Below are 22334 nucleotides of genomic sequence, written 5' to 3' on the forward strand. Positions count from 1 at the left end.
AAAATCACCTCTTACAATTCTTTAATAAGTTCGGAAATAATTTTAACTATCATTCCTCCTGTTTTATTTGCTACTTCCAATACTTCTTCTGCTGTAAGTGGTTTTAAATCTTCATGTACGGCTTTATCTGTGATAGCGGAAATTCCAAGAACATTTATTCCGCCGTGATTTGCTACTATTACTTCAGGAACTGTAGACATCCCTACTGCATCTGCCCCCATCCATCTTAACATCTTTAATTCTGCTGGTGTTTCAAAGTTTGGTCCTGAAACGGCAACGTATATTCCTTCATAAAATGGGATATTTAATTTTTGGGCAATTTCCATTGCTTTTTGTCTTAATTCTCTATCGTATGCGTTTGACATATCTGGGAATCTAGGTCCCCATTCTTCTACATTAGGTCCAATTAAAGGATTATCTCCCATCATATTTATGTGGTCGGTTATGAACATAGGTCTGCCTATTTCAAATTCTGGATTCATTCCTCCAGCGGCATTTGTGACTATGAGTATTTCTACACCCAAAAGTTGCATTACTCTAATAGGAAATGTTACTGTCTTCATATCGTAACCTTCATAATAGTGAAATCTTCCATTCATAAGCATTACATCTTTTCCGTTTAATTTTCCGAAAATTAATTCGCCTTTGTGTCCTGGAGCAGTTGAAACGGGAAAACCAGGAATTTCCTTGTAAGAAAATTTCTTTGGATTTTCAATACTATCGGCTATTCCGTGTAAACCTGAACCAAGAATTATAGCGACCTTTGGGGTTAATTCAATATTATTACTTAAAAAGTCAACAGCTTGATTAACTCTTTTGATGTATTCTTCCATTTTTTTAAACCTCCTTTTCTTTTTTTACCGTAATAGTATTATATCATATGTGATTTTTTATTTTTTCCTTTCATTTTGTACATTAAATTGTCAGCTATTCTTATAGAATTTTCTATAGAGCTTTTTACAGTCGAAATTCCCCAAGAAAAAGTTGGTTTAAACTCGAAGGAATTTTTAAATTCTTCGTGTATTTTTTGTATAGTTTGTTCGGCTTCCTTTTTTGTGGAGTTTTTAAGGATGATTAAAAATTCATCTCCTCCCATTCGTATAAAAAGATTTGAAGAGTTTAATGTAGATTTAACGATGCTAGATAATTTTTTTAATAGTTCATCTCCTTTTTCATGTCCATATGTATCGTTTATATATTTGAATTTGTTAATATCTATAAAGATTAAAATATCATTCTCGTTAGGTGATAAATTCCTTAGAATTCCTCTGTTATATGCACCTGTTAGGGGATCAATTAAACTTCTTGCATAAGTTATGTTTAATTCGTGGACTTTCTCTTTATATTCCATTATTATACTAGATGAAAAACTCATGAATATTGCGATTATTCCGTATGGAGAAAGAAAACGTAATGGAAGGTTAAACATCAGCACGAAACCATCAAAGATTATTGTTATTGCAAAAAAAGTAGCAAATACGATGTTTTGTGGAATATATGATTTTATTATTTTGTATAGTACAAATATAGCGTTTACAATTAATAATGGGGAGACTAAGGTTGAAAATAGTTTTAACAAATGTGGTGAAAATGTAAGCAGTAAGAGTATGCCAACAGCTATATTGAAAAACGATAGTATTTTTGTGCTTTTTTTAAGTTCAGAAAAGTTATATAAATCTATACCAATGAGTAAAAAGTAAAAAGAAAAATATGCACTCGCAACCAAAGCCCCTCTTATTGGATAATATAGATACTCCAAACTTAACACATCAAAAAGCCAAACGGTTGCAAGAAAACTTGAATATGAAAAAAACAGATAAGCTTTCTGCTTTTCTATGTCTGTATTTCTGGAGAGTAAATATAGAAGAAAGCCTAAAGTTAAGATGAGACCAATGGAAATGTTTACAAAATTATCCGTTAAAAATTTTAAAATGGAGTATTTCCATACTTCATTTTCTTTTACAAAGTAAATTTTTCCTAAACCCATTGAATACATTCCAAAAAGCTCAATAGTTAAGGTATTGGTGTTTTTTGGTAAAGGTATTAAGAACGGGGGAAACCACGTATGTCCAGAGTTTTTTAAACCATATTTATAAATAATTGTTTCGTTAGCTTTTATTGAAAAAGAAGCTGTTTCTATGTAGTGAAGGTATAGATAATCAAAGTTTTTGGAAATATTTATTGTAAAAGAGGCGGTTTGTGGAGAAGAAAGTCGGGTTATATATGGTAGCTTTTTTCCGACGTTTTCAATAACTAGTCCTTTAGGATGTAATATATAAAACAAGGTTAAAATACCAAAAAAGATTAAAAGAGCTATTAAAAAGTATTTTAGGTAAAATTTAAGCATTTAAATCCCTCCAACGATATTTTAACATAAATTGACACATTTTAAGTGATGTAATATAATAATAAATAGCGGGGTGTAGCGCAGTTGGCTAGCGCGCTTGCATGGGGCGCAAGAGGTCGCTGGTTCAAGTCCAGTCACCCCGACCAAGCGGCCGGTAAAAACCGGCCTTTTTTAATAAATATAAATTGTTACTATAGGTTAAGGGAACTCCGGTGAAAATCCGGGGCTGCCCAGCAACCGTAACCGGGGACGAAATCCACAAAATGTCACTGGGAATTTTTCCTGGGAAGGCGTGGAGAGTAGGTTGATCCGGGAGCCGGGAGACCTGCCTATAGTAAGGTTATTTCCCGATTGCTAGGGCAATTCGGGAAAAGTTTTTGTTTATATTGGGGGGTAATATGATTGAATTTGGAATTCTATATGATTTGGCTTTGAAAATTTCCAAGATTCAAAGAAGAAAAATCCCCAAACTTTTTAAAGACAAAAGAGTGTATGTCTTTGCAGGAGACCATGGAGTTGTAGAAGAAAATGTTTCTGCTTACCCAAAAGAGGTTACGTATCAAATGGTGAAAAACTATTTTAATGGTGGAGCAGGTATTAATGTGTTTGCAAGGCATATTGGAGTAAAGTTTTTTGTAGTAGATGCAGGTGTAGATTACGATTTTGAAGACCATTCCTTCCTCATTAAAAAGAAAATGGGGTACGGTACAAAAAATTTTTCCAAAGGTCCTGCCATGACCAAAGATGAGGCACTCCTTTCTATTAACTACGGAAGACAAATTGCAAATGATGCCATTGAAAGTGGCGCTGATTTACTCGCCATAGGGGATATGAGAATAGGTAACACAACAACGGCAACGGCAATGGCAGCTGCATTTGGATATAACATAGATGACATTCTGGATATAGGAACTCCCATAGATAATGAAAGGTTAAAAAATAAGAAAAAAGCGGTAGAAAGGGCAATAGAGATAAACAAACCGGATAAAAATGATGCGCTAGATGTACTGGCAAAGGTGGGAAGTTACTGTATAGGTGAGATGGCAGGATTTATATTACAGGCAGCGGAAAAGAGGGTTCCGGTGGTAATAGATGGATTTCCAACGACAGCGGGATTTTTACTAGCATACAAGATGGATGAAAAAGTAAAGGAATATGCGTTATTTGGACACAAATCAAAGGTAAAAGGACATAAGGTGATAATGGATAGTTTAGGGGTAAGACCGATATTAGATCTTGATATGAGACTTGGAGAAGGTACTGGTGCGGTTTTAGCGATTTCAATTATAGAAGCGGCTGTTAAATTGTATAGATTTTGGGGGGATAAGTATGATTGTATTAATTACGGGTGGCGTTAAATCCGGAAAGAGTTCATTTGCATTGAAGCTTTCAGAAGGATATAAAAGAAAAGCATTTATTGCAACAGGTGTACCGTTTGATGAGGAAATGAGAAAAAGGATAGAAGTTCACAAAAAGGAAAGGGAAGGTTTTGATACGTTTGAAGAACCTATAGAAGTCCATGAAATTATTGAAAACTTAAATGGAAAATATGATTTTGCAATCTTTGATTGTCTTACAACGTATTTGGGAAATCTTTTTTATTATAAAAAAGACATAGATTTTTATTTAAATAGTTTGATTGAAAGTTTAAAGAAAGTTAACTATACACTAGTACTTGTAAGTAATGAAGTAGGCTGGGGGGTAATTTCGGAAAATATAGAAACGAGAAGATATGTGGAGAAATTGGGATTATTGAACAGGGAAATAGCAAAAATTGCTGATAAGGTTTATTTAATGGTTTCTGGGATAGAGGTGGGGATAAAATGAAGTTAGGTTCAACATCTTGGTTAATTCCAGGTACATATTTGGAAAATGTAGAAATTGTTGCTGACAAGGTTGATTTTGTGGAACTTTTGGTATTTACTTGGGATAGGGAAACAGAAAGGATTCTAAAATATGAAGAGAAAGGATTATTGGAACTATCAAAAAAATATGGATTGGAATACAATGTTCATTTACCAACGGATTGTGTTTTTAATGTTGAAAGTGCTTTTGAATTTTTTGAATGTAGTAATCTAAATATTTCAAACTATATTTTACATCCAATAGATGGTATAGATGTCTTTATGGATAAATCAGAAAAAATATTAATTGAGAATTTAAAGGAAGACATATTAATTCATAAAAAGACGGTTTTTGATATAGGACATCACCTTTTGGGAATGAATGTTACTAATGATTTTTTGAGGAATGCAAAAGAGTATCACGTGATGGGAGTTGTAGATGGAATTGACCATAAAAGATTGGATAAAAATACATTGGGAGTTATAAAGAGAATGATGAAATACTCGAAGGATTTGGAATATATTTGTTTTGAGGTGTTTGACTTGGAGGATTTTTTACATTCTTTAAAACTGTGGAGGGATTATTTTGATTTATGATTTTTTGCTTTCTCTTGGGTTTATTTCTCGAATACCTATTAACATTAAAGTGAAGGCTTTTGAGGTTAGGGTGAAAAGATTACCAATATATTTTCCTTTGGTTGGATATATTCCTGGAATTTTATTTTTCTTTGGAGGCAGTTTTGAAAATTTTTTGTTGAAGATTTTGTTTTTGATTTTGGGGTATTATTTTTTTGATTTATTTCATTTTGATGGTTTTTTGGATACACTGGATGGTTTTTTAAATCAATCGAGTAAGGAAAAAAGATTAGAAATAATGTCAAAAGGTGATGTAGGACCTTTTGCGGTATTTTTTGGCACTTTGTATGTAGTTGTATTTTGGACTTTGTATTTAGAAATACCTCCGATAACGTTTATTTATTCTTCTGTTTTTGGAAGATATTCAATGAATTTATTAATGTTTTTCTCAAAACCAGCAAAAAAAACAGGTCTTGGAGCGTTGTTTTTTCCATTTCAAAAGAAGAATCTTTTATTTTCCTCCTTCTTTTTATTACCTCTCTTATTTTCAATGAAATACTTTTTCATTTCGTATGTAGTGACTGTAGTATTTTCTTATCTTATGTCAATTGTGTCAAATAGCAAAATAGGTGGGGTAACTGGTGATGTTTTAGGTGGAGCTTGTTTGATGACTAATGGTCTACTTTTGGTTGTATTGGGAGTGGTATAGTGGTATTAATGATACAAGGAACAGCTTCAAATGTAGGAAAATCAATTATCTCTATGGCATTATGTAGATATTTTACAAAAAAAGGTGTAGATGTAGTTCCATTCAAAGCACAAAATATATCTTTGAATAGCGTTGTAAGTAAAGAAGGCGGAGAAATGGCAGTTGCACAATATGTGCAGGCAATTGCTTGTGAAAAAGAACCAAGTGTGTTGATGAATCCTATTCTTTTAAAACCGGATGTGCTTGGTTCACAATTAATTGTGAACGGGAACCCCGTTCGAGCTGTAGGTAATAAGAAGTATATGTATTCTGATAAAAAATGGTTGTTTAATCAAGCATTATCGTCCCTTTCAAAGCTTATGAGCAAACATGAACTTGTAATAATAGAGGGTTCTGGGAGCGCCGCAGAAATAAATATAAAAGATATTTCAAATATGGCAATAGCAAAAGCCGTAAATGCCCCAGTAATTTTAGTCTCTAATATAGAAATGGGTGGAGCGTTTGCACAAATTGCAGGTTCTATGGTTTTGTTTAATGATGATGAAAAAAAGCTTGTTAAAGGCTTTATTTTTAATAAATTCAAAGGTGATAAAAATCTTCTCGGTGATTTTCCAATAGAATTTGGAAAAAGATTTGGCATAAAATATTTTGGGACAGTAGAATATTTTAAACATAATTTACCTGAAGAGGATATTTTATTTGAGAAAGAAGGTATAGGGGAGCTTAAGGTAGATATTTTAAAACTTCCTCATATTTCAAACGCTTTTGAGTTTGAGTCTTTGTTTTTAAATACAAATGCAAAGTTTGTTGAGGATATAAGGGAAGATGTTGATTTAATAATAATTCCTGGAACAAAATCTACGCTTTTTGATCTTGAATGGGTAAAGAAAAGAAAGGAAAAAATTATCCGTGCATTTTCAAAAGGTGCATTTTTGTTAGGAATATGTGGAGGATATCAAATTTTGGGTAGAGTATTGGTTGAAAATGGAAAAAGATACGAAGGTCTAGGATTTTTAAATGCAAAAACGGAATTTTCAAAATCTAAGGTATTAAGAAATGTTTATGGAATAGAAAATGTTTTTGGTACAAAAGTAAAGGGGTTTGAAATACACCATGGAAGAACAATTTCATATGAAATGCCTTTTTCAAGGATTTATTACAACAAAAGAAAGATAAAAGATGGAGCAATTAAGGGAAGAGTTTTTGGTAGTTATCTACATAATCTGTTTTCAAACGAGCAATTTTTGGAAAACTTTTTGAATTTTTTAAGAAAAGAAAGAGGGTATAAGCAGAAAGAGATAAAACCTATTTTACTAGAGGATGAAATAGACAAAGTAAGTGATTATATTATAAGCCAAATTGATATTGGAGAGATAGAAAATGTTATTGGGTTTTAGTATTTTAATTGATTTATTTTTCGGAGAATTTCCAAATTTTATACATCCCGTGGTCTATATGGGGGTTATTGGAAAACGATTTGAGAAGATAAAAGGATTTCGATTTTTCTTTGGAATGTTATCACTACTTTTAGAGATTTCTTTTTGGCTTTTTCTGTGCAAAATGTTAGTGAAAGTAAATTACTTTTTTGAACTTTATTTTCTTTCATCAACGTTTTCAATAAGAGCGTTGTATGTACATGTAAAAAGATGCAAAACAAATAATTTAAAAATCCTACGAAGAAATGTTTCCTTTATAGTTAGTAGAGATGTTAGTTTTCTTGACAAAAATCATCTTTATTCTGCTGCTTTAGAAAGTCTTTCCGAGAATATATCTGATAGTATAGTTGCTCCACTGTTTTATTATTTGATTTTTGGAATATATGGTGCGTTATTGTATAGGGTTGTAAATACATACGATGCATTATTCGGTTATAGGACAGAAAGATATGAGTGGTTTGGAAAATTTCCTGCAAGATTTGATGATTTTTTAAATTTTATTCCTGCAAGACTTACCGCATTTCTTATTATCTTATTCAACTTTAGAGCTATAGAATATCTAAAAAGATATAGGAAATTAAAGATAAATTCAATGTATCCAATGGCGGCATTTGCTGGTGTTTTAGGGTTGGGGTTTGAAAAGATAGGTGTTTACAAATTAGAAGGTAAAGGTGTTGAACTTGGAGATATAGATAGAGGGTTAAGATTATACAAAAAGGTGGTTTTTTTATGGATAGTTATATTAATGGTCATGGTGGTATTGAAAGAAAGGATTTTTTAGATTTTTCAATTTCTGTAAATCCTTTGAAAGTAAATTGGTTAGATAAATTATCATTGGATGAAATTTACAGATATACGTATATACAATGGTTAGAGAAAGAATTCTATAAGTATTTTGGTGGTGTTATAGTAGCTGGAGCAACAGAAGCTTTTCATATAATTGGATACCATATTTTAAATGATTCTTACGTTATTATTCCTCGGCCAAATTATTCTGATTACTTTAAAGTGGCAAAGTTTTCGGCAAAAATTATTGATACCCCTTGGTATTTTGTTAATAAAAAATTAGATTTAAATGTTTTGGAAAAAAGCATAAAAAATGCGAGAAAGAAATCAAAAAAGGTAGTTGTTTTTTTGGGAAATCCCAACAATCCTACAGGTATTTTTTTGAATTTTAGTGAGTTGGTTAGATTTTACGAGGATGTAATTTTTATATCTGATGAGGCTTTTATAGACTTTGTTGAAGATTACGAAGAAATAGATTATGAGAATATCATAAAGGTTAGAACATTTACAAAATTTTTCGGTGTACCTGGGATTAGAGTGGGATATGTAAAATCAAAAAACTATGAAGAAGTTTTTAGGCAATATAGAATGGAGTGGGGGGTAGGGGGATTGGGATATGTATTTTTAAAAAGGTTATTAGAAAACATAGAAGATTTCGAATCTTTTCGATGTAAAACTTTGGATTATATAAGGATTCAGAAACACTTTTTTAAGGATTATATGTACGTTGAATCACAGACAAATTATTTTCTTTTGGATGTGGGAAATATAGATGAGTTTTTAGATTTTTGTATTTCGAGAGAAATTTTTGTAAGAGATGCTAGAAACTTTGGATTAGATTTAATTCGTGTGGGATTAAAAGATGAAAAGAGTAATATTGCGCTATTAAAAACTTTAAAGGAGGGGAGATTATGATACATGTTTACACAGGGAATGGAAAGGGAAAAACTACAGCGGCTTTTGGGCTTGCACTTAGAGCAGCGTGTGCTGGTAAAAAGGTATTTATAGGGCAATTTGTAAAGGGAATGGAATATAGTGAATTAAAAGTTCCAGAATATATTCCAAACATAAAGGTTGAGCAATTTGGAAGAAATTGTTTCATATTTAACAATCCAACTAAAGAAGATATAGATGCAGCAAAAAATGGATTAAAAAGACTTTATGAAATAGCTAACAACTATGATGTAATTATTTTAGATGAAGTAAATGTAGCTGTTTATTATAGACTGCTTTCTGTTGAAGAAATATTAAACTTTTTGAATAAATTAGATAAAAGTAAGGAAGTAATATTAACTGGTAGATATGCTCCACAAGAATTTGTAGATATAGCAGATCTTGTTACAGAAATGAAAGAAGTTAAGCACTACTACAAAAAAGGAGTCAAAGCAAGAAAAGGAATAGAATTTTGATTTATTTTTTATTGGAAACATTTCCAAAAAATCTTAATTTTTATATAATTTTTATGTGTAGAAAAGGCTTTGTTTGAAAAATTTTTCGATTTTATTTTTAGTTATTTTTTTGATATCATATACCCCGTATCATTATCATTTTAAAAGGGGGTAAAGTATGAAAAAAGTTTTGTGGGTTTTGGTTGTGGTGTCTGTATTTTTATTTTTTGGGTGTATGGATTCTAGTGTGAAGACTACTGAAACACCGGATCCATTTAGTTATTTACAGGGGAAAAAGATTGAGGATTTAAGTTTGTTAAGTGCAAAAGCAACGGGTTATGCAACTGTATACGGTACTGTTAAGCTTCCTGATGGTACATATGCTCCAAATTTATTAGCTAGTAATAGTCTTTTGAAAAGTGAAGGGGCAGAATTTGTAGAAGGTGAGTATGTGGTTTATACAGAAGATGGAAATATTTTATCGAAAATGGGTATTACGGTGAAAAGAACTTATAACGTTGAAGAAGATGGTAAAGAGGATAAGATAATGGTAATAAAGGCAAGTGAAGAGCAGGTACAAATGTTAAAGAAAATTTCCGGTGTAAAGTATGTGGAACCAAATTATATTTATAGAGCATATGCAGTTCCAAATGATACTTATTACGAGTATCAATGGCATTATGAAGCCATTAATCTTCCAAAAGCTTGGGATATTATAAAAAGTGCTAATGTTGTTGTCGCGGTAGTGGATACAGGAGTTAGCTTTACACATCCAGATTTACAAGGAATATTTGTGCAAGGATATGATTTTGTAGATAATGATACAGATCCAACTGATCCTGCCCAAGATGTAAGTCATGGTACACATGTAACTGGTACAATAGCAGCTTTAAGCAACAATGGAAAAGGTGTTGCAGGTGTCAATTGGGGTGGTTATGGGATAAAAATAATGCCTATAAGAGTACTTGGAGCAGATGGCTCAGGAACATTAGATGCAGTTGCACAAGGCGTTAGATATGCGGCAGATCATGGGGCAAAAATTATTAACATGAGTCTAGGTGGAGGTGGCGATTCACAAATATTAAGAGAAGCCATACAATATGCTTACAACAAGGGTGTTACCATAGTTTGTGCTGCTGGAAATGAAAATGGACCAGTTTCATATCCCGCAAAATATCCAGAAACTATTGCTGTAGCTTCAGTAAGATACGATCTTCAAAGAGCACCATATTCAAATTATGGACCAGAGGTTGATGTTGCGGCACCTGGTGGAGATACAAGCGTAGATCAAAATGGCGATGGTTATGCTGACGGTGTTTTAAGTACTGCATGGACACCAAATAACGGAGATACTTACATGTTCTTACAAGGCACCTCTATGGCTGCACCACATGTTGCTGGTGTTGCAGCTTTATTATATGCATCAGGAAAAACAACACCAGAGGAAATTAGAGCAGCATTGAAAAACACGGCAAAAGACTTAGGACCAGCTGGTGAAGACGATTATTATGGAGCAGGTCTTATTGATGCATATGCTGCATTGAATTACAGGGGAGGAGGAAGTGATCCAAATCCGGAACCACAACCAGAGGTGAATACTCAAATATTTGTTTTAAGGTACGATTATTGGACAGGAAGATATTATGTAGTAAGTGAAATGGGAAGCGTTTCAAATGGGTCATATACATTAAGTTCTGTACAGCCAGGATATTACAATTATGTATGTGCTTGGAGAGATTACAATAACAATGGAACAATAGATACTGGAGATTATTTTGGTTACAAGTATGTTTATAGATTTAGCTCAAACAATTCCTATAGAGTGAATTTACAAATGTCAATTGAGCAATAATAATATTTTCTATCAAAAGTCCCTCATCTAATTAGATGAGGGACTTTTTTGATTTATTTTTGATTTGTAATTTATCAAATTTCTTCATTTGGTTTTAGAATAAATTCATAAGAATCAACCTCTACATGCTTTTTTATGCTATATTTGTAATCTGGGGTGTTAAATTCATACTTTCTTCCATCAGTTAGAAAATCAATTTTTTGTATGGTAATTTTTGCATCTGTTTTTAAGTCATTTTTTACGAAAAAATAGTATGTGGAATTAAATTTATCAACATCTATTTTATAAATGAGATTTGGATAGATGTTTAATGAGAAAATTGAAATGGAAACTGCTAAAACAAAAAGTATAAAAAATTTTTTCATTATGCTTCCTCCTTTTTAATGAGTTTTAATGCTTCGTATTCATTTAAGATTTTGAAGTTTTTAAGATTCACTCGTTTTGTAAAACCTTTTATTACGTATTCTGGGTTGTTATTATTGTTTTCTATAATTAATAGATGTCCTTTGTGTAAATTTAGTACCATGTCGCCTTTTCTTAGAGATGTTTTTTTGATGTTTGGAGTAAAAAGTATTATATAAGGTTTACTTCTCATTTTTGAAATTTGTTCAATGAGGAATGAAATCTTGTTAAATAAATTCTTGAATTTTTCAATTTGTAACTTAAATAGTTTTTGACACAAGTTTCTTTTTTCTATAATCCATTTATCTGAAAAATTTTCCAGAAGTTCTCCTCTGTAAATTTTTTCAATTTTTTTTGGATTTTTTCCTATGTATTTAAAAAATTCATAATAATCCGATTTTATAGCATTTTTATTTATAGTTATAAAATCTCTGTGATTTTGTAAAACATCACCTAAAGGGAGACTTTTTTTTAAAGAATATATTTGTACATTTAGGTTTTTTCGTGCATTTTCCCCCCAAAATACTTTATATATTTCTTCTTTTGAAATAGCTTCTTTGTTACTTAATATTATATAGAGAAAAATTTTTAGATACTTTGTTGGTTTTATATCAATTTTTTTTTTCATTGAAAAAGATTTCTAAATTGCCAAAGGTCTTTACATATATCATATTGGTTCCTCCAAAAGTTCAGATGTAGATAGTTCTGGAAAAACCCTTAATATTTTGTACAAAGTTTCAATATCTATATGTTCTTTTTTCAGATAGTTTTCAACAATTTTTTTGATAATTTTCTGATAATACATTCTCATTTTGTTTGCCCATATACAATTTATCGAAGGAAAGAATGGTCCTGTGTATATTCCAAGAATTTCAGAAATATCTGATTTATTCTTTAACAGTTCTTCAAATTTCCATATATCCACATCGCAATTTATTTCAGTTTTTATAGTTTTTCTTTCAATATAAATGTAACCGATGTTTCCTAGTTTTTTGTTAATATTTTGTACAATCCTTCTAACATACTTTTGATCTACTTCCTTTATATCCAAAAATAAACTTTCTATTTCTGAAAAATATGTTTTTGTTTTTTTAGATAAAAGATAAGAGAATAAAATAATCTCATTTTTTGTTAAATAACTTTTAGCAGGAATATTTATATCGCCGAATAATTTTATCATTACTATCCCCCGCAGTTTTCAATTTTTACTAGAGAAAATTTTAACATTTTTTTAATTTTTGTTTTTTTGAGTTTGGTAAACACATTGATAAAGATATGTAAACTAATATTTCACGAAATGATTAAACCAACATAGAAGTTTAACAGGGTAAAATATAAATAAATGTGGAAAACGTTCTTTTGTTTTTTAATTTTTTGATGATCAATAAAACTAAAAATACTTGTGAAAAATAAAAACGGCTTCGATATTGCGCCGAAGCCGTTGCTGTTTTTAAATAAAAAAATCATTTTGTTTTTTTTCCGTTTATAAACCTTACTTCTCCTTCACTTTTTAATGGAATAGTTTTGTATTTAAGGTTGTGGTGTGATATTATTTTTCTTAGTGTTTTGGTTTTAGATCTCATTACTATTGATTCCGTGATTGCAATATTTTTGGAATATTTGACTCCTCTTAAAAGATCGCCATCAGTAACACCTGTAGCGGCAAATATGACATTATCACTTTTTATTAAATCATCGGTTTTATATACTTTATCTATATCATAACCTTTTTCGGTGAGTTCATTTTTTTCCTTTTCATCAATTGGCCAGAGCTTTATCTGGATTTCTCCACCTAAAGATTTTAAAGCTGCTGCAGCGAGTATAGCTTCAGGGGATCCACCTATTCCAATATAAATATCTACATAACTTTCAGGGAGAGCAGTTGCAATGGCAGCAGCAATATCCCCATCACTTATTAGTTTAATTCTAGCTCCAACTTTTCTTACTTCTTCGATTATTTCTCTGTGTCTATCTCTATTTAGAATAACAACTGTAAGTTCTGAGATATCAATGTTCAATATTGCAGCAGCAACTCTAAGATTTTCTCGAATTGATGCGTTTATATCTAATTTTCCAGCGAGTTCTGGACCAACCGCAAGTTTGTAGGAATAAAAAGTTGGAAGATATTCAATTGCCCCTCTGTCTGTAGCTGCCATAACACTTATTGCATTTGGAAGACCATATGCTACTAGTCTAGTTCCATCTACAGGATCTACTGCTATATCAAGTTCTGGGGTATTTTCTTCCCAATTACCTACCTGTTCTCCTATGTAGAGCATTGGAGCTTTGTCTTTTTCGCCTTCGCCTATTACTACAACACCTTGCATGTCTATGTAATCCAGCATACCTCTCATTGCATCACTAGCCATTTTGTCTACCATTTCTTTGTTTCCTCTACCTAGGTACCTACTTGACATTAGTGCAGCAGCTTCTGTAACTCTAACAAGTTCAAGTGTTATTTCCTTTGAAAGCCCTGGCATTATCACACCCCCACTTTTATTATTAACAAAATAATTATATCACTATGTAACACTTAAGTAAAATATTGTATACTTGTGGTTAATTTTGTTTTTTTTATATTTTTTTTAATAAAAGCTATTCAAGGGCTTTTAAGGCTGTTTTATAATCAATTTCCGACCATTCACCTCTCTTTAAATTGAAATCTTCGAGTTTTAATTTACCTATGCGTATTCTTTCGATTTTTTTGTAGGAAAGGCCAAGGAATTTAACTATTAATTTTATCTCATGATATTTTCCTTCCGTAATTGTTATGGAGATAAAGTTGTCTTTTAATCTCTTTATTATAGCAGGTTTAAAGCGTGTTCCATTTTTTAAAACTATACCATCTTTTGCTTTTTGTATCATTTCATCTGATATTTCTTTGTCAACTTTTACTATGTATTCTTTTTCTATTTTGCTTTTTGGGGAGGTTATTTTATGTGTAAATATTCCATCGTTTGTAATTAATAACAACCCCTCCACATCTTTATCTAGTCTTCCTGCAATATGGAGATTTTCGACGTAAGGATGGTCAATAAATTCAAATATATTTCTTTCAAATTCAGATTTACTAGAAGTATATCCTGTAGGTTTGTTAAAAATTATATAAACGTTATGATAGGGGGTAATGGGTGTGTTATTTACTGTTACAATATCATTTTCTTTTACTTTAAAATCCACATTTGTTATTATTTCTCCATTGATCTTTACAATCCCAAACTTTATAAGCCTTTTAACTTCTTTTCTAGAACCCACCTTTGCATTTGATAGGAATTTATCTAGTCGCATTTTTAATCGCCTCAATTACTTTTATTACTCTATAGTTTTCTTTTACATCATGAACCCTTATTATTTTAACGCCTTTTAAAGCACAATACGCGGTAATTGCAAGTGTTCCTTCAAGTCTCTCTTCTACGGGAAGATCTAAAATCATTCCTATCATTGATTTTCTGCTTGCACCGATAAGTATAGGGTATCCAAGTTTTTTAAACTCATCTAAATGTTTTAGTATTAGCAGATTATCTATAAGTCTTTTTCCAAAACCAATTCCAGGATCTATTATTATATCCTCTATTCCATAACTTTTTGCAAAATTTATTCTTTCTTTCAAAAATTCTATTATTTCACCGATTGTATCTTTGTAATAAGGATTATTTTGCATGTTTTTTGGAGTACCTTTCATATGCATTAATATAACTGGACGGTTGTATTGTTTTACAACATTTACCATATTATCATCAAATCGCAAAGCGCTTATATCATTTACTATATCAGCACCAACTTTTATACTTTCTTCTGCAACTTTTGATTTGTAAGTATCTATGGAAACAATAACATCGAAGTTTTTCTTTATTAATTCAATGGCTGGAACTACTCTGTTAAGTTCTTCTTCTAAAGAGACTTCACTAGCACCAGGTCGGGTGCTTTCTCCGCCAACATCGATTATATCTGCACCATTTTTAATCATGTGATTTACAGTCTCAAGAAGTTTTTCTTTGTCGATTCTACTTTTTGGATAGAAAGAATCTGGTGTTACATTAACTATTCCCATGATCATTGTTTTGTTAAAATTCATATTATCCCTCCTCTTCATATTTTAATTTTACCTCATATTTTTCAAAGAATAAATAATTAGTTATGATATAATTAGCTAAGGAGGGGGGAATATATGAGTCTTTTTGAGTTAAAAGACGTCAAGACTGTAACAGTTTCACAACCTTTATTTTTGAAAGGTAGCACCGGGAAAGGTGTTTTATTAATCCACGGTTATACGGGAAGTCCACACGATATGGTATATTTAGCAAATAGATTAAATGAAGAAGGATATACTGTTTTAGTTCCAAGATTACCGGGACATGGTACTTCTTCAAAAGATTTTCTTGAGAGTAACTGGAGGGATTGGCTTAGAAGGGGTTTGGATAGTTATTTTGATTTATCAGGTTTATGTGAAGAAGTTTACATTGGAGGACTTTCTATGGGTGGGGTTTTAGCTTTAATTTTGGCGAGCATAGTTAATCCTAAAAAGATTGTTTCCATTGCTGGAGCAATTTTTACGGTGGATAAAAGAATTGCATTAACACCTTTAATTTCCTTATTTACAAAAAAGATGAAAAGGAAAATTTATTTTGAAAAGTATGAAAACAAAGATTTAGAGTATTTGTCCAAAGAATATTGGTCATATAACTGGCCTTTACAGGCAAAATATTTATACAAATTAATGAAGATAGCTAGAAAGAGGATTAGATTAATAAGATCAGATATTTTGATTTTAGCTTCTGAAAAAGACGAAACTGTACCTTTAAAAGCAGCTCATTATATATATAATAACGTTTCTTCGGAAAAAAGAAAATTGGAAGTTTTCAAAGAATCAGGACATGTTATGACAAATGATGTGGAAAAGGAAAAAGTGGCAGATAAAATAATAGAATGGTTTAGAGAATAGGAGGGATATTATTAAACTTTTTACAGTTGGACCGGTTGAGATGGAAAATGAGATATTAAAAATTGGAGCAAAGCAGATTCCTTATTTTAGAACAGATGAATTTTCTCAATTAATGTTTGAAATTGAGAAACTTTTCGTGAAGATTTTGAATGCCCCCATGAATTCTAAATTTATTTTACTTACTGCATCTGGCACAGGCGCCATGGAAGCTGCTGTAATGAATCTTTTTACAGAAAAAGATAAAGTATTAGTTATTAATGGTGGAACTTTTGGTAAAAGATTTGCTGAGTTATGTAGATTACATGGTATTGATTTTAGGACTATTGATTTGAAATTTGGTGAAAGATTAACGGAAGAACATTTAAAACCACATGATAACAAAGGATATACAGCTTTGTTAGTTAATATTCACGAGACTTCCACAGGACAATTATATGATAAAAAGTTACTTTCGGAATTTTGCAAAAAAAACGATATGTTGTTTGTGGTAGATGCAATTAGTTCTTTTTTGGCAGACGAATATGATATAGAAAAATACAATATAGATTGTACGATATTAAGTTCTCAAAAGGCTTTAGCATTACCTCCTGGACTATCATTTTTAATTTTGAGTGAAAAATCTGTTGAGAGGATAAAAAATAGAAAGCCAAAAAATATGTATTTTAATTTAAGTGATTATCTTTCTAATATGGAAAGAGGACAAACGCCTTTTACTCCAGCTGTAGGTATTGTGTATCAACTGTATGAAAAATTAAAAAATATAAACAATGTTGGGGTAAGGCCTTTTATTGAGAAGACAAAGAAACTTGCACATCATTTTAGAGAAAATATTGACAATCTAAACGTAGTTGTTCCTGATTATTCTCTTTCAAATGCATTAACACCAATTTTAGTAGAAAATGCATTTGAAGTTTTTTTGAAATTAAAAAAGAAAGGTATTTTCGTTACACCAAGTGGAGGTAGTTTAAAGAACAGACTTCTTAGAATAGGACATATTGGTAATTTGACTACAGAAGACAACGAAACTTTAATTAGAAATTTGGAGGAGATATTATGAAAGCGATATTACTTGCAGCAGGTAAAGGTACAAGAATTTCAAGAAAAATAGGAAATATTCCAAAGTCGTTAATTGATATAAATGGTGAACCATTGATATTAAAAACTATTAGGATGTTAAAAGAAAATTTAGTAGATATAAGTGTAGTGCTTGGGTATAAAAAGCATCTTTTCGATGAATATACTTATGTATGTAAGGTATATTACAATCCATTTTACTCACTTACCAATAGCATAGCATCTCTTTGGTTTGCAAAAGACGAGATAGATGGTACAGAAGATATAATAATTGCAAATGCTGATGTGTTTTGGGATGAGAATGTTTTGAGAGAACTTTTAAATTCTTCAGAAGACGTTTTGATGTTATATGATTCTTCTAGAAAGGAAGAAGGTGATTATTTGTTTAAAGTTGAAGGGAATGTTTTAATAGAACATGGAAAAGAATTGGAAGATCCGTCTGGGGAATATGTAGGGGTGTCAATTATTAGAAAAAAGTTTCAGAAAAAGTTCAGGGAGCGATTAGAAAGTCTAATAGATAATGAGAATTTTAGCTTGTGGTGGGAAAATGTTTTATATTCGTTTATAGGAGAAAGAGACATATATGTAAAAGATATCTCCGGGCTTTTCTGGGGAGAAGTAGATTATTTGGAGGATTACTATAGAATTTTAAGATATATTGATAAAAGGAGTGAATGATTTTGGGGATAAAGGAAATTATGAAATATTTTGATTCTCCAGCAGCACCTATTTGTTACATCTTTGTAGATAGAATAGCAGCTTTTTTTGTGTGGATTAACGTTAATTTTTTTAAAATTCATCCCAATTTTATAAGTATATTTTCTGGAATATTTTCTTTTTATGCAGTTTATTATTTTTATTTAGGTAGGTTTTTTTGGGGAGCATTTTTTTATCTTTTAGCTTTCTTGTTTGATGCCATAGATGGGCCATCAGCTCGTGCTTTGAATAAGACTTCCCAGTTAGGTATAATTTTGGAAATATGGATAGATTCCTTAAGGCTTGTTGGTAGTACATTTGCAATGGGATGGTATTTGTATAATTCTACACATAATGTTAAGTATGTTTTCTTAATAATTGTTTGGATGATATCTTTTGCTTCAGGGTTATGGCTTTATCCCAAGACAAAAGAAACTTTCAAGGAGTTTATCGGAAAAGTTAAGAGAGAAAAATATATAATTTCTCCTGTACCTACGTGGATGGATTATGAGATGTTTGCATTTTTCTTTATGCCTTTATTTTCTGCTATAAATATTGGTTTTATAGTCCTTGTGGTTGGTTATTTTATTTCTTCACTTGGGATGTCACTAAATTTACTTTGGGGAGGACGAAAATGAAAAAGTTTTTGAGAAATGCTGTTATTGCAGTTTCAATAAGTTTAGCAATAATTGTAATTATGCAGTTTTTTCAGGGGGATCTTTCCAATTTTTTTAAAATACCGAAATATGTTTTCATAACAACATTTTTAGGATATGTATTAATGTATTTTATTGGTGGATTATATACAAAAATATTTTTGAAATTTTTGGGCTATGAAGTTAGATTTCTAAGTGCTTTTGAAAATTATTTTTTTGGAAATTTCTTTTCCTATATTACACCTCTTTATATAGGTGGACAACCTTTTCAAGTATACCATCTTTCTAAATTAGGAGTTAAAAGTGAGGATGCTACTAATATGGTTATGACTAGACTTTTTGAAACATTTTTTGTTACTCTTGTTTTAGATATTTGGATTTTTTCGTATGCTTTCAAAAATTTAGATTTTTCAAATTTAGGTAAGGGATTAATAATTGTTGGGTTTGTTTCTCAAGTTGGATTAGTAATTTTAATATTGACATTTATGTTTTTTCCAAAGTTATTTAAAATTGCCATGGTACCTGTATTTAAACTTTTTAAGTTTGATTTGAATAAATTGGAAAATTGGTTGTCAAATTTAAAAAAGAGTGTAAATAACGTTTGGAAGAAAGATTTTTATATAATTTTAATTGATACTGCTTTTTGGTTTCTTATGGTATGTTTGCATGTTGTTCCATATTATCTGATTTTCAGGCATTTTTCACATTTTAATATATCATTTTTTAGACTTGTTGGAGTATTGAGTTTACTTAATAGTATAGCATATTATGCTCCGACACCTGGGGCTGCAGGTGGAATTGAGGGAGTTTATCAAATTTCATTGAGTGGAATTATCAGACCTTCTGTAATTTCGAGTGCTATCTTTTTGTGGAGACTTTTTAGCTATTATATTCCGATATGTTTTGGATTGCTTTTTATTTGGAGGGTAAAAGATTGGCAGTAGCTACCACCATCTTTTTAACCTCTTTTTTTCTATTTTAAGTTTTTTAAGTATAAAAGCACTTTCTATTTTAGCGTTTTCATATATTCTTTGTGTAGGTCTTCTTGCTATGATATTTAACACATTAAACATGAATATGGTTGGCGATACATATTTTTGTGTTTTTATACTTGAAAATATGAATATAGCAATTATCCTAAGTATTCCTTCAATTACGAAATATATTTGAAGGCCAAAAATGTGATAATTATTTATATAGAAATCAAGTTGATTGAAGAATGTAGCGATATAACCACCAAAAATAGAGCCTATCAATCCTCCTATCCCCCCAAAAAATCCGAATACTGCAAAATACATGGGGGATATTCTTTTAGCCACTTCCATGGGAAGGATTATAAGTGAAATATTTATGGCTGCCCACCCTATACCGGAAATGACAGCATCAAGAGTCATTGCAATAGGCCAATGTTGTTCGTTCATTAATATCCAGATAATTGGTGATATTGAAACAAAGGAAAGTCCCATTATCATGACGGTTTTGTTTCCGTATTTATCACTTAATTTTCCCCAAACAAAGTAGAATAGCATGGAAATCAAGGTCATAGCTATAGTTGCATAACTTATATACGTCATAGAAATTTTAAGATTTTTTAATTGGTGATAAGAAAAAAATGGGGCGGTCAAAAGAAGAATGAAATTCCAATACAAATTTGCAAAAGATAGTTTTAGAAAGTTTTTTTCCTTTATTACTTCTTTAATTTCGCTTATAGTACCTAAGGTTTTTACAGGCGGGTCTTGAACCGGGATTAATGATAATAAAGCAAGTAATACTCCAACCAAGGTTATACCAATTACGTAAATAAAATTATATGGTGTTGGAACGGTATCTATTATGTAAGAAAAAAGATAAAATATTAAAAGTGTAGAAAACGAAATAAGTACACTTCTTATACCAAAATATTTTCCGCGTTTTTCCGGAGGAATTATATCTGATACAAGAGAGGACCATGTATTACCTGCAAGTGATGTAAAAGCTTGGGAGAAGGCAAATGTTGTGATTAAAATGATAGGAGATTTTTTTTCGAATAATATTGCAAAAATAATAATTATCCATAGCAATTTGAAAGAGTTGAAAAAAGCAAGAAGTTTTTTTCTGTATTTGAATTTTTCAATAATAGAAGGCGTAATAATTTGAAGGAGTTGGAATATCATTGGAAACGCCGCGGTCATCCCTAGTAGAACTTCATTGAAGTTAAAGTATAGGGCTATGGCAGTAAATACTACTCCCTGGGTTAATATAAAATAAAAATTTGAAAATATACCTTCCAAAATTAAAAATTTTTCACCTTTTTTCAACCCTTAATAACCCCCAAAGGAATTAATTTTGCAACCTTTTTTGATAGTTTCAATTTATCCACTATTTCAACTACTTTGTCTATATTTTTATATACCTCAGGTGCTTCTTCGATTATGATCTTTTTAGATTTACTTTTTAATATTATACCTTTTTTTTCTAAATTTGAAAGTACTTCGTTTATTTTTAAATTTTTTAATGCTTGCCTTCTTCCGAGAACTCTTCCTGCTCCATGAGCTGTTGAAGAAAATGCAAAGTTTTTGTTAGTGCCTACAAGTACATAAGATGAAGTTCCCATATCACCTGGGATAATGACTGGTTGGCCTATTTTTTTATACTTTTCTGGAAGTTCTTTTTGATTTGGCCCAAAAGCCCTTGTAGCACCTTTTCTATGGACTACAACCTTTTGGTTATCGTGAATTTCTACTTTTGCTATATTATGTGCCACGTCGTATATTAGATCTAATCTTGAAAAGTTTGAAAACGCTTTTCTGATGTAATGAGTGATAATCTGTCTGTTTGCAAATGCAAAATTTGCGGCACAGTTCATTGCTGAAAAATATTTTTGTCCAAGTTTACTGTAAAATGGTGCATAAACCAATTGTTTGTCTGGAAGGTTTTTGTCTATATTTCTCATAAGTTTTATATAATCTGTTGCTACTTGATGCCCAAAACCTCTACTACCAGTATGTATCATTACCGTTATTTGGTTTTCAAACAATCCAAGGGTATTTGCAATTTCTTTATCGTAAATTTCTACAACTTTTTGAATTTCAATAAAATGGTTCCCCGAACCAAGAGTTCCCAACTCTTCTCTTCCTCTCTTGTAGGCCAACTCGGATATATCTTCCATGCTTGCAGGATGTATTGTGCCATTGTCTTCAATGAAAAGAAGGTCTTCATTTTTACCATATCCCATTTCTATTACTTCTTTTACCCCATTTTCTATTATTTTTTTAAATAGTTTTTTCTCGAATTTTTTTGATGTGGAACCAAGTCCCACTGGAACTAATTTGTAAATTTCTTCAATGATTTTTTCTAAATGCTTTGAAATTTCGTCATATATTATATTACTCTTTAGTAATCTTACTCCACAGTTGATGTCAAACCCAACGCCTCCAGGACTTATTATTTCTGAAAATGCGGCAACACCACCAATGGGAAAACCATAACCCCAGTGTATATCTGGCATGGCATATGCGGCTTTTACTATGCTGGGTAATGAGGCCACATTTTTTAATTGTTCGATCGCTTCTGAGACAGATGATATATCATCTGTTAGGATATATGCATCAACCTTCATATTTCCCGTTTTTTTTATTTTGTACATT

The 22334-nt window shown here is 31.0% G+C and carries 24 protein-coding genes, 1 tRNA gene and 1 riboswitch; of the genes, 15 read left to right on the top strand and 10 right to left on the bottom strand.

The genetic code is table 11. The features are described 5' to 3' along the window. Positions 1-11: 11 nt before the first annotated feature. A complete protein-coding gene (locus TMEL_RS04440) occupies positions 12-833 on the bottom strand; it encodes a purine-nucleoside phosphorylase (protein WP_012057074.1) in 822 nt (273 codons plus the stop codon). A gap of 38 nt (positions 834-871) precedes the next feature. Beyond that, a complete protein-coding gene (locus tag TMEL_RS04445; RefSeq protein ID WP_012057075.1) occupies positions 872-2347 on the bottom strand; it encodes a GGDEF domain-containing protein in 1476 nt (491 codons plus the stop codon). A 69-nt stretch (positions 2348-2416) separates the two neighbouring features. Here TMEL_RS04445 and TMEL_RS04450 point away from each other — a divergent pair. The 10 genes from TMEL_RS04450 to TMEL_RS04495 all read left to right on the top strand — a co-directional run bounded on the left by TMEL_RS04450 (position 2417) and on the right by TMEL_RS04495 (position 10938). After that, positions 2417-2493 (top strand) — tRNA-Pro (locus TMEL_RS04450). 32 nt (positions 2494-2525) lie between these two features. Further along, positions 2526-2694: riboswitch (cobalamin riboswitch) on the top strand. 51 nt (positions 2695-2745) lie between these two features. After that, positions 2746-3705 carry a nicotinate-nucleotide--dimethylbenzimidazole phosphoribosyltransferase gene (gene cobT / locus TMEL_RS04455; RefSeq protein ID WP_012057076.1) on the top strand — a complete coding sequence of 320 codons (960 nt, stop codon included), beginning with the start codon at positions 2746-2748 and terminating at the stop codon, positions 3703-3705. Beyond that, entirely contained in the window at positions 3677-4174 is a 498-nt protein-coding gene (locus tag TMEL_RS04460) for a bifunctional adenosylcobinamide kinase/adenosylcobinamide-phosphate guanylyltransferase (RefSeq protein ID WP_012057077.1), read from the top strand. The genes cobT and TMEL_RS04460 overlap by 29 nt, the downstream gene beginning before the upstream one ends. Further along, complete coding sequence (cbiR, locus tag TMEL_RS04465; RefSeq protein WP_012057078.1) at positions 4171-4788, top strand: cobamide remodeling phosphodiesterase CbiR; 618 nt, start codon at positions 4171-4173, stop codon at positions 4786-4788. The genes TMEL_RS04460 and cbiR overlap by 4 nt, the downstream gene beginning before the upstream one ends. Further along, complete coding sequence (locus TMEL_RS04470) at positions 4778-5476, top strand: adenosylcobinamide-GDP ribazoletransferase (protein WP_012057079.1); 699 nt, start codon at positions 4778-4780, stop codon at positions 5474-5476. The genes cbiR and TMEL_RS04470 overlap by 11 nt, the downstream gene beginning before the upstream one ends. Before the next feature lie 8 nt (positions 5477-5484). Next, entirely contained in the window at positions 5485-6873 is a 1389-nt protein-coding gene (locus tag TMEL_RS04475; protein WP_231109779.1) for a cobyric acid synthase, read from the top strand. Beyond that, on the top strand, positions 6857-7693 hold the full coding sequence (gene cbiB, locus TMEL_RS04480; RefSeq protein ID WP_012057081.1) for an adenosylcobinamide-phosphate synthase CbiB: 837 nt from the start codon (positions 6857-6859) through the stop codon (positions 7691-7693). The genes TMEL_RS04475 and cbiB overlap by 17 nt, the downstream gene beginning before the upstream one ends. Next, the gene (locus TMEL_RS04485) at positions 7642-8613 is read left to right on the top strand and encodes an aminotransferase class I/II-fold pyridoxal phosphate-dependent enzyme (RefSeq protein WP_012057082.1); all 972 of its coding nucleotides are present in this window, start codon (positions 7642-7644) and stop codon (positions 8611-8613) included. The genes cbiB and TMEL_RS04485 overlap by 52 nt, the downstream gene beginning before the upstream one ends. Next, on the top strand, positions 8610-9107 hold the full coding sequence (locus TMEL_RS04490; protein ID WP_012057083.1) for a cob(I)yrinic acid a,c-diamide adenosyltransferase: 498 nt from the start codon (positions 8610-8612) through the stop codon (positions 9105-9107). The genes TMEL_RS04485 and TMEL_RS04490 overlap by 4 nt, the downstream gene beginning before the upstream one ends. A gap of 157 nt (positions 9108-9264) precedes the next feature. After that, positions 9265-10938, top strand: a complete 1674-nt coding sequence (locus tag TMEL_RS04495) for a S8 family peptidase (RefSeq protein WP_012057084.1) — start codon at positions 9265-9267, stop codon at positions 10936-10938. Positions 10939-11012: 74 nt separating this feature from the next. On the opposite strand, the gene TMEL_RS04500 is transcribed toward TMEL_RS04495, so the two are convergent. The 6 genes from TMEL_RS04500 to folP all read right to left on the bottom strand — a co-directional run bounded on the left by TMEL_RS04500 (position 11013) and on the right by folP (position 15415). Then, a complete protein-coding gene (locus TMEL_RS04500; RefSeq protein WP_012057085.1) occupies positions 11013-11303 on the bottom strand; it encodes a hypothetical protein in 291 nt (96 codons plus the stop codon). Continuing rightward, complete coding sequence (locus tag TMEL_RS04505; RefSeq protein ID WP_012057086.1) at positions 11303-11968, bottom strand: AfsR/SARP family transcriptional regulator; 666 nt, start codon at positions 11966-11968, stop codon at positions 11303-11305. Before TMEL_RS04505 ends, TMEL_RS04500 begins: the two co-directional genes overlap by 1 nt. 39 nt (positions 11969-12007) lie before the next feature. Next, positions 12008-12520 carry a hypothetical protein gene (locus TMEL_RS09935; protein ID WP_012057087.1) on the bottom strand — a complete coding sequence of 171 codons (513 nt, stop codon included), beginning with the start codon at positions 12518-12520 and terminating at the stop codon, positions 12008-12010. A 283-nt stretch (positions 12521-12803) separates the two neighbouring features. Beyond that, on the bottom strand, positions 12804-13820 hold the full coding sequence (gene glpX / locus TMEL_RS04515; protein ID WP_012057088.1) for a class II fructose-bisphosphatase: 1017 nt from the start codon (positions 13818-13820) through the stop codon (positions 12804-12806). Between the two features lie 115 nt (positions 13821-13935). After that, positions 13936-14628: a pseudouridine synthase gene (locus TMEL_RS04520; protein WP_012057089.1), complete on the bottom strand. Its 693-nt coding sequence runs from the start codon at positions 14626-14628 to the stop codon at positions 13936-13938. After that, positions 14615-15415 (bottom strand): dihydropteroate synthase, encoded by an 801-nt coding sequence (gene folP / locus TMEL_RS04525; RefSeq protein ID WP_012057090.1) that lies wholly within the window; start codon positions 15413-15415, stop codon positions 14615-14617. The genes TMEL_RS04520 and folP overlap by 14 nt, the downstream gene beginning before the upstream one ends. Positions 15416-15508: 93 nt before the next feature. On the opposite strand from folP, the gene TMEL_RS04530 reads away from it, so the two are divergent. Genes TMEL_RS04530 through TMEL_RS04550 form a run of 5 tightly spaced genes read left to right on the top strand, consistent with a single transcriptional unit; the run spans position 15509 to position 19652 of the window. Then, positions 15509-16282 (top strand): alpha/beta hydrolase, encoded by a 774-nt coding sequence (locus TMEL_RS04530; RefSeq protein ID WP_012057091.1) that lies wholly within the window; start codon positions 15509-15511, stop codon positions 16280-16282. Between the two features lie 40 nt (positions 16283-16322). Beyond that, a complete protein-coding gene (locus TMEL_RS04535; protein WP_012057092.1) occupies positions 16323-17339 on the top strand; it encodes a pyridoxal-phosphate-dependent aminotransferase family protein in 1017 nt (338 codons plus the stop codon). Next, positions 17336-18034 (top strand): phosphocholine cytidylyltransferase family protein, encoded by a 699-nt coding sequence (locus TMEL_RS04540; protein WP_012057093.1) that lies wholly within the window; start codon positions 17336-17338, stop codon positions 18032-18034. The genes TMEL_RS04535 and TMEL_RS04540 overlap by 4 nt, the downstream gene beginning before the upstream one ends. Before the next feature lie 2 nt (positions 18035-18036). Then, positions 18037-18690, top strand: a complete 654-nt coding sequence (locus TMEL_RS04545) for a CDP-alcohol phosphatidyltransferase family protein (protein ID WP_143611014.1) — start codon at positions 18037-18039, stop codon at positions 18688-18690. Beyond that, the gene (locus TMEL_RS04550; protein ID WP_012057095.1) at positions 18687-19652 is read left to right on the top strand and encodes a lysylphosphatidylglycerol synthase transmembrane domain-containing protein; all 966 of its coding nucleotides are present in this window, start codon (positions 18687-18689) and stop codon (positions 19650-19652) included. The genes TMEL_RS04545 and TMEL_RS04550 overlap by 4 nt, the downstream gene beginning before the upstream one ends. Here TMEL_RS04550 and TMEL_RS04555 read toward each other — a convergent pair whose 3' ends face one another. Next, positions 19653-21005 carry an MFS transporter gene (locus TMEL_RS04555; RefSeq protein WP_012057096.1) on the bottom strand — a complete coding sequence of 451 codons (1353 nt, stop codon included), beginning with the start codon at positions 21003-21005 and terminating at the stop codon, positions 19653-19655. It lies immediately after the preceding gene. Next, entirely contained in the window at positions 21002-22333 is a 1332-nt protein-coding gene (locus TMEL_RS04560; RefSeq protein ID WP_012057097.1) for an RtcB family protein, read from the bottom strand. The genes TMEL_RS04555 and TMEL_RS04560 overlap by 4 nt, the downstream gene beginning before the upstream one ends. Position 22334: the final 1 nt, after the last annotated feature.

The organism is Thermosipho melanesiensis BI429 (assembly GCF_000016905.1).
In the GTDB taxonomy this organism is placed as follows: Bacteria; Thermotogota; Thermotogae; order Thermotogales; family Fervidobacteriaceae; genus Thermosipho; species Thermosipho melanesiensis.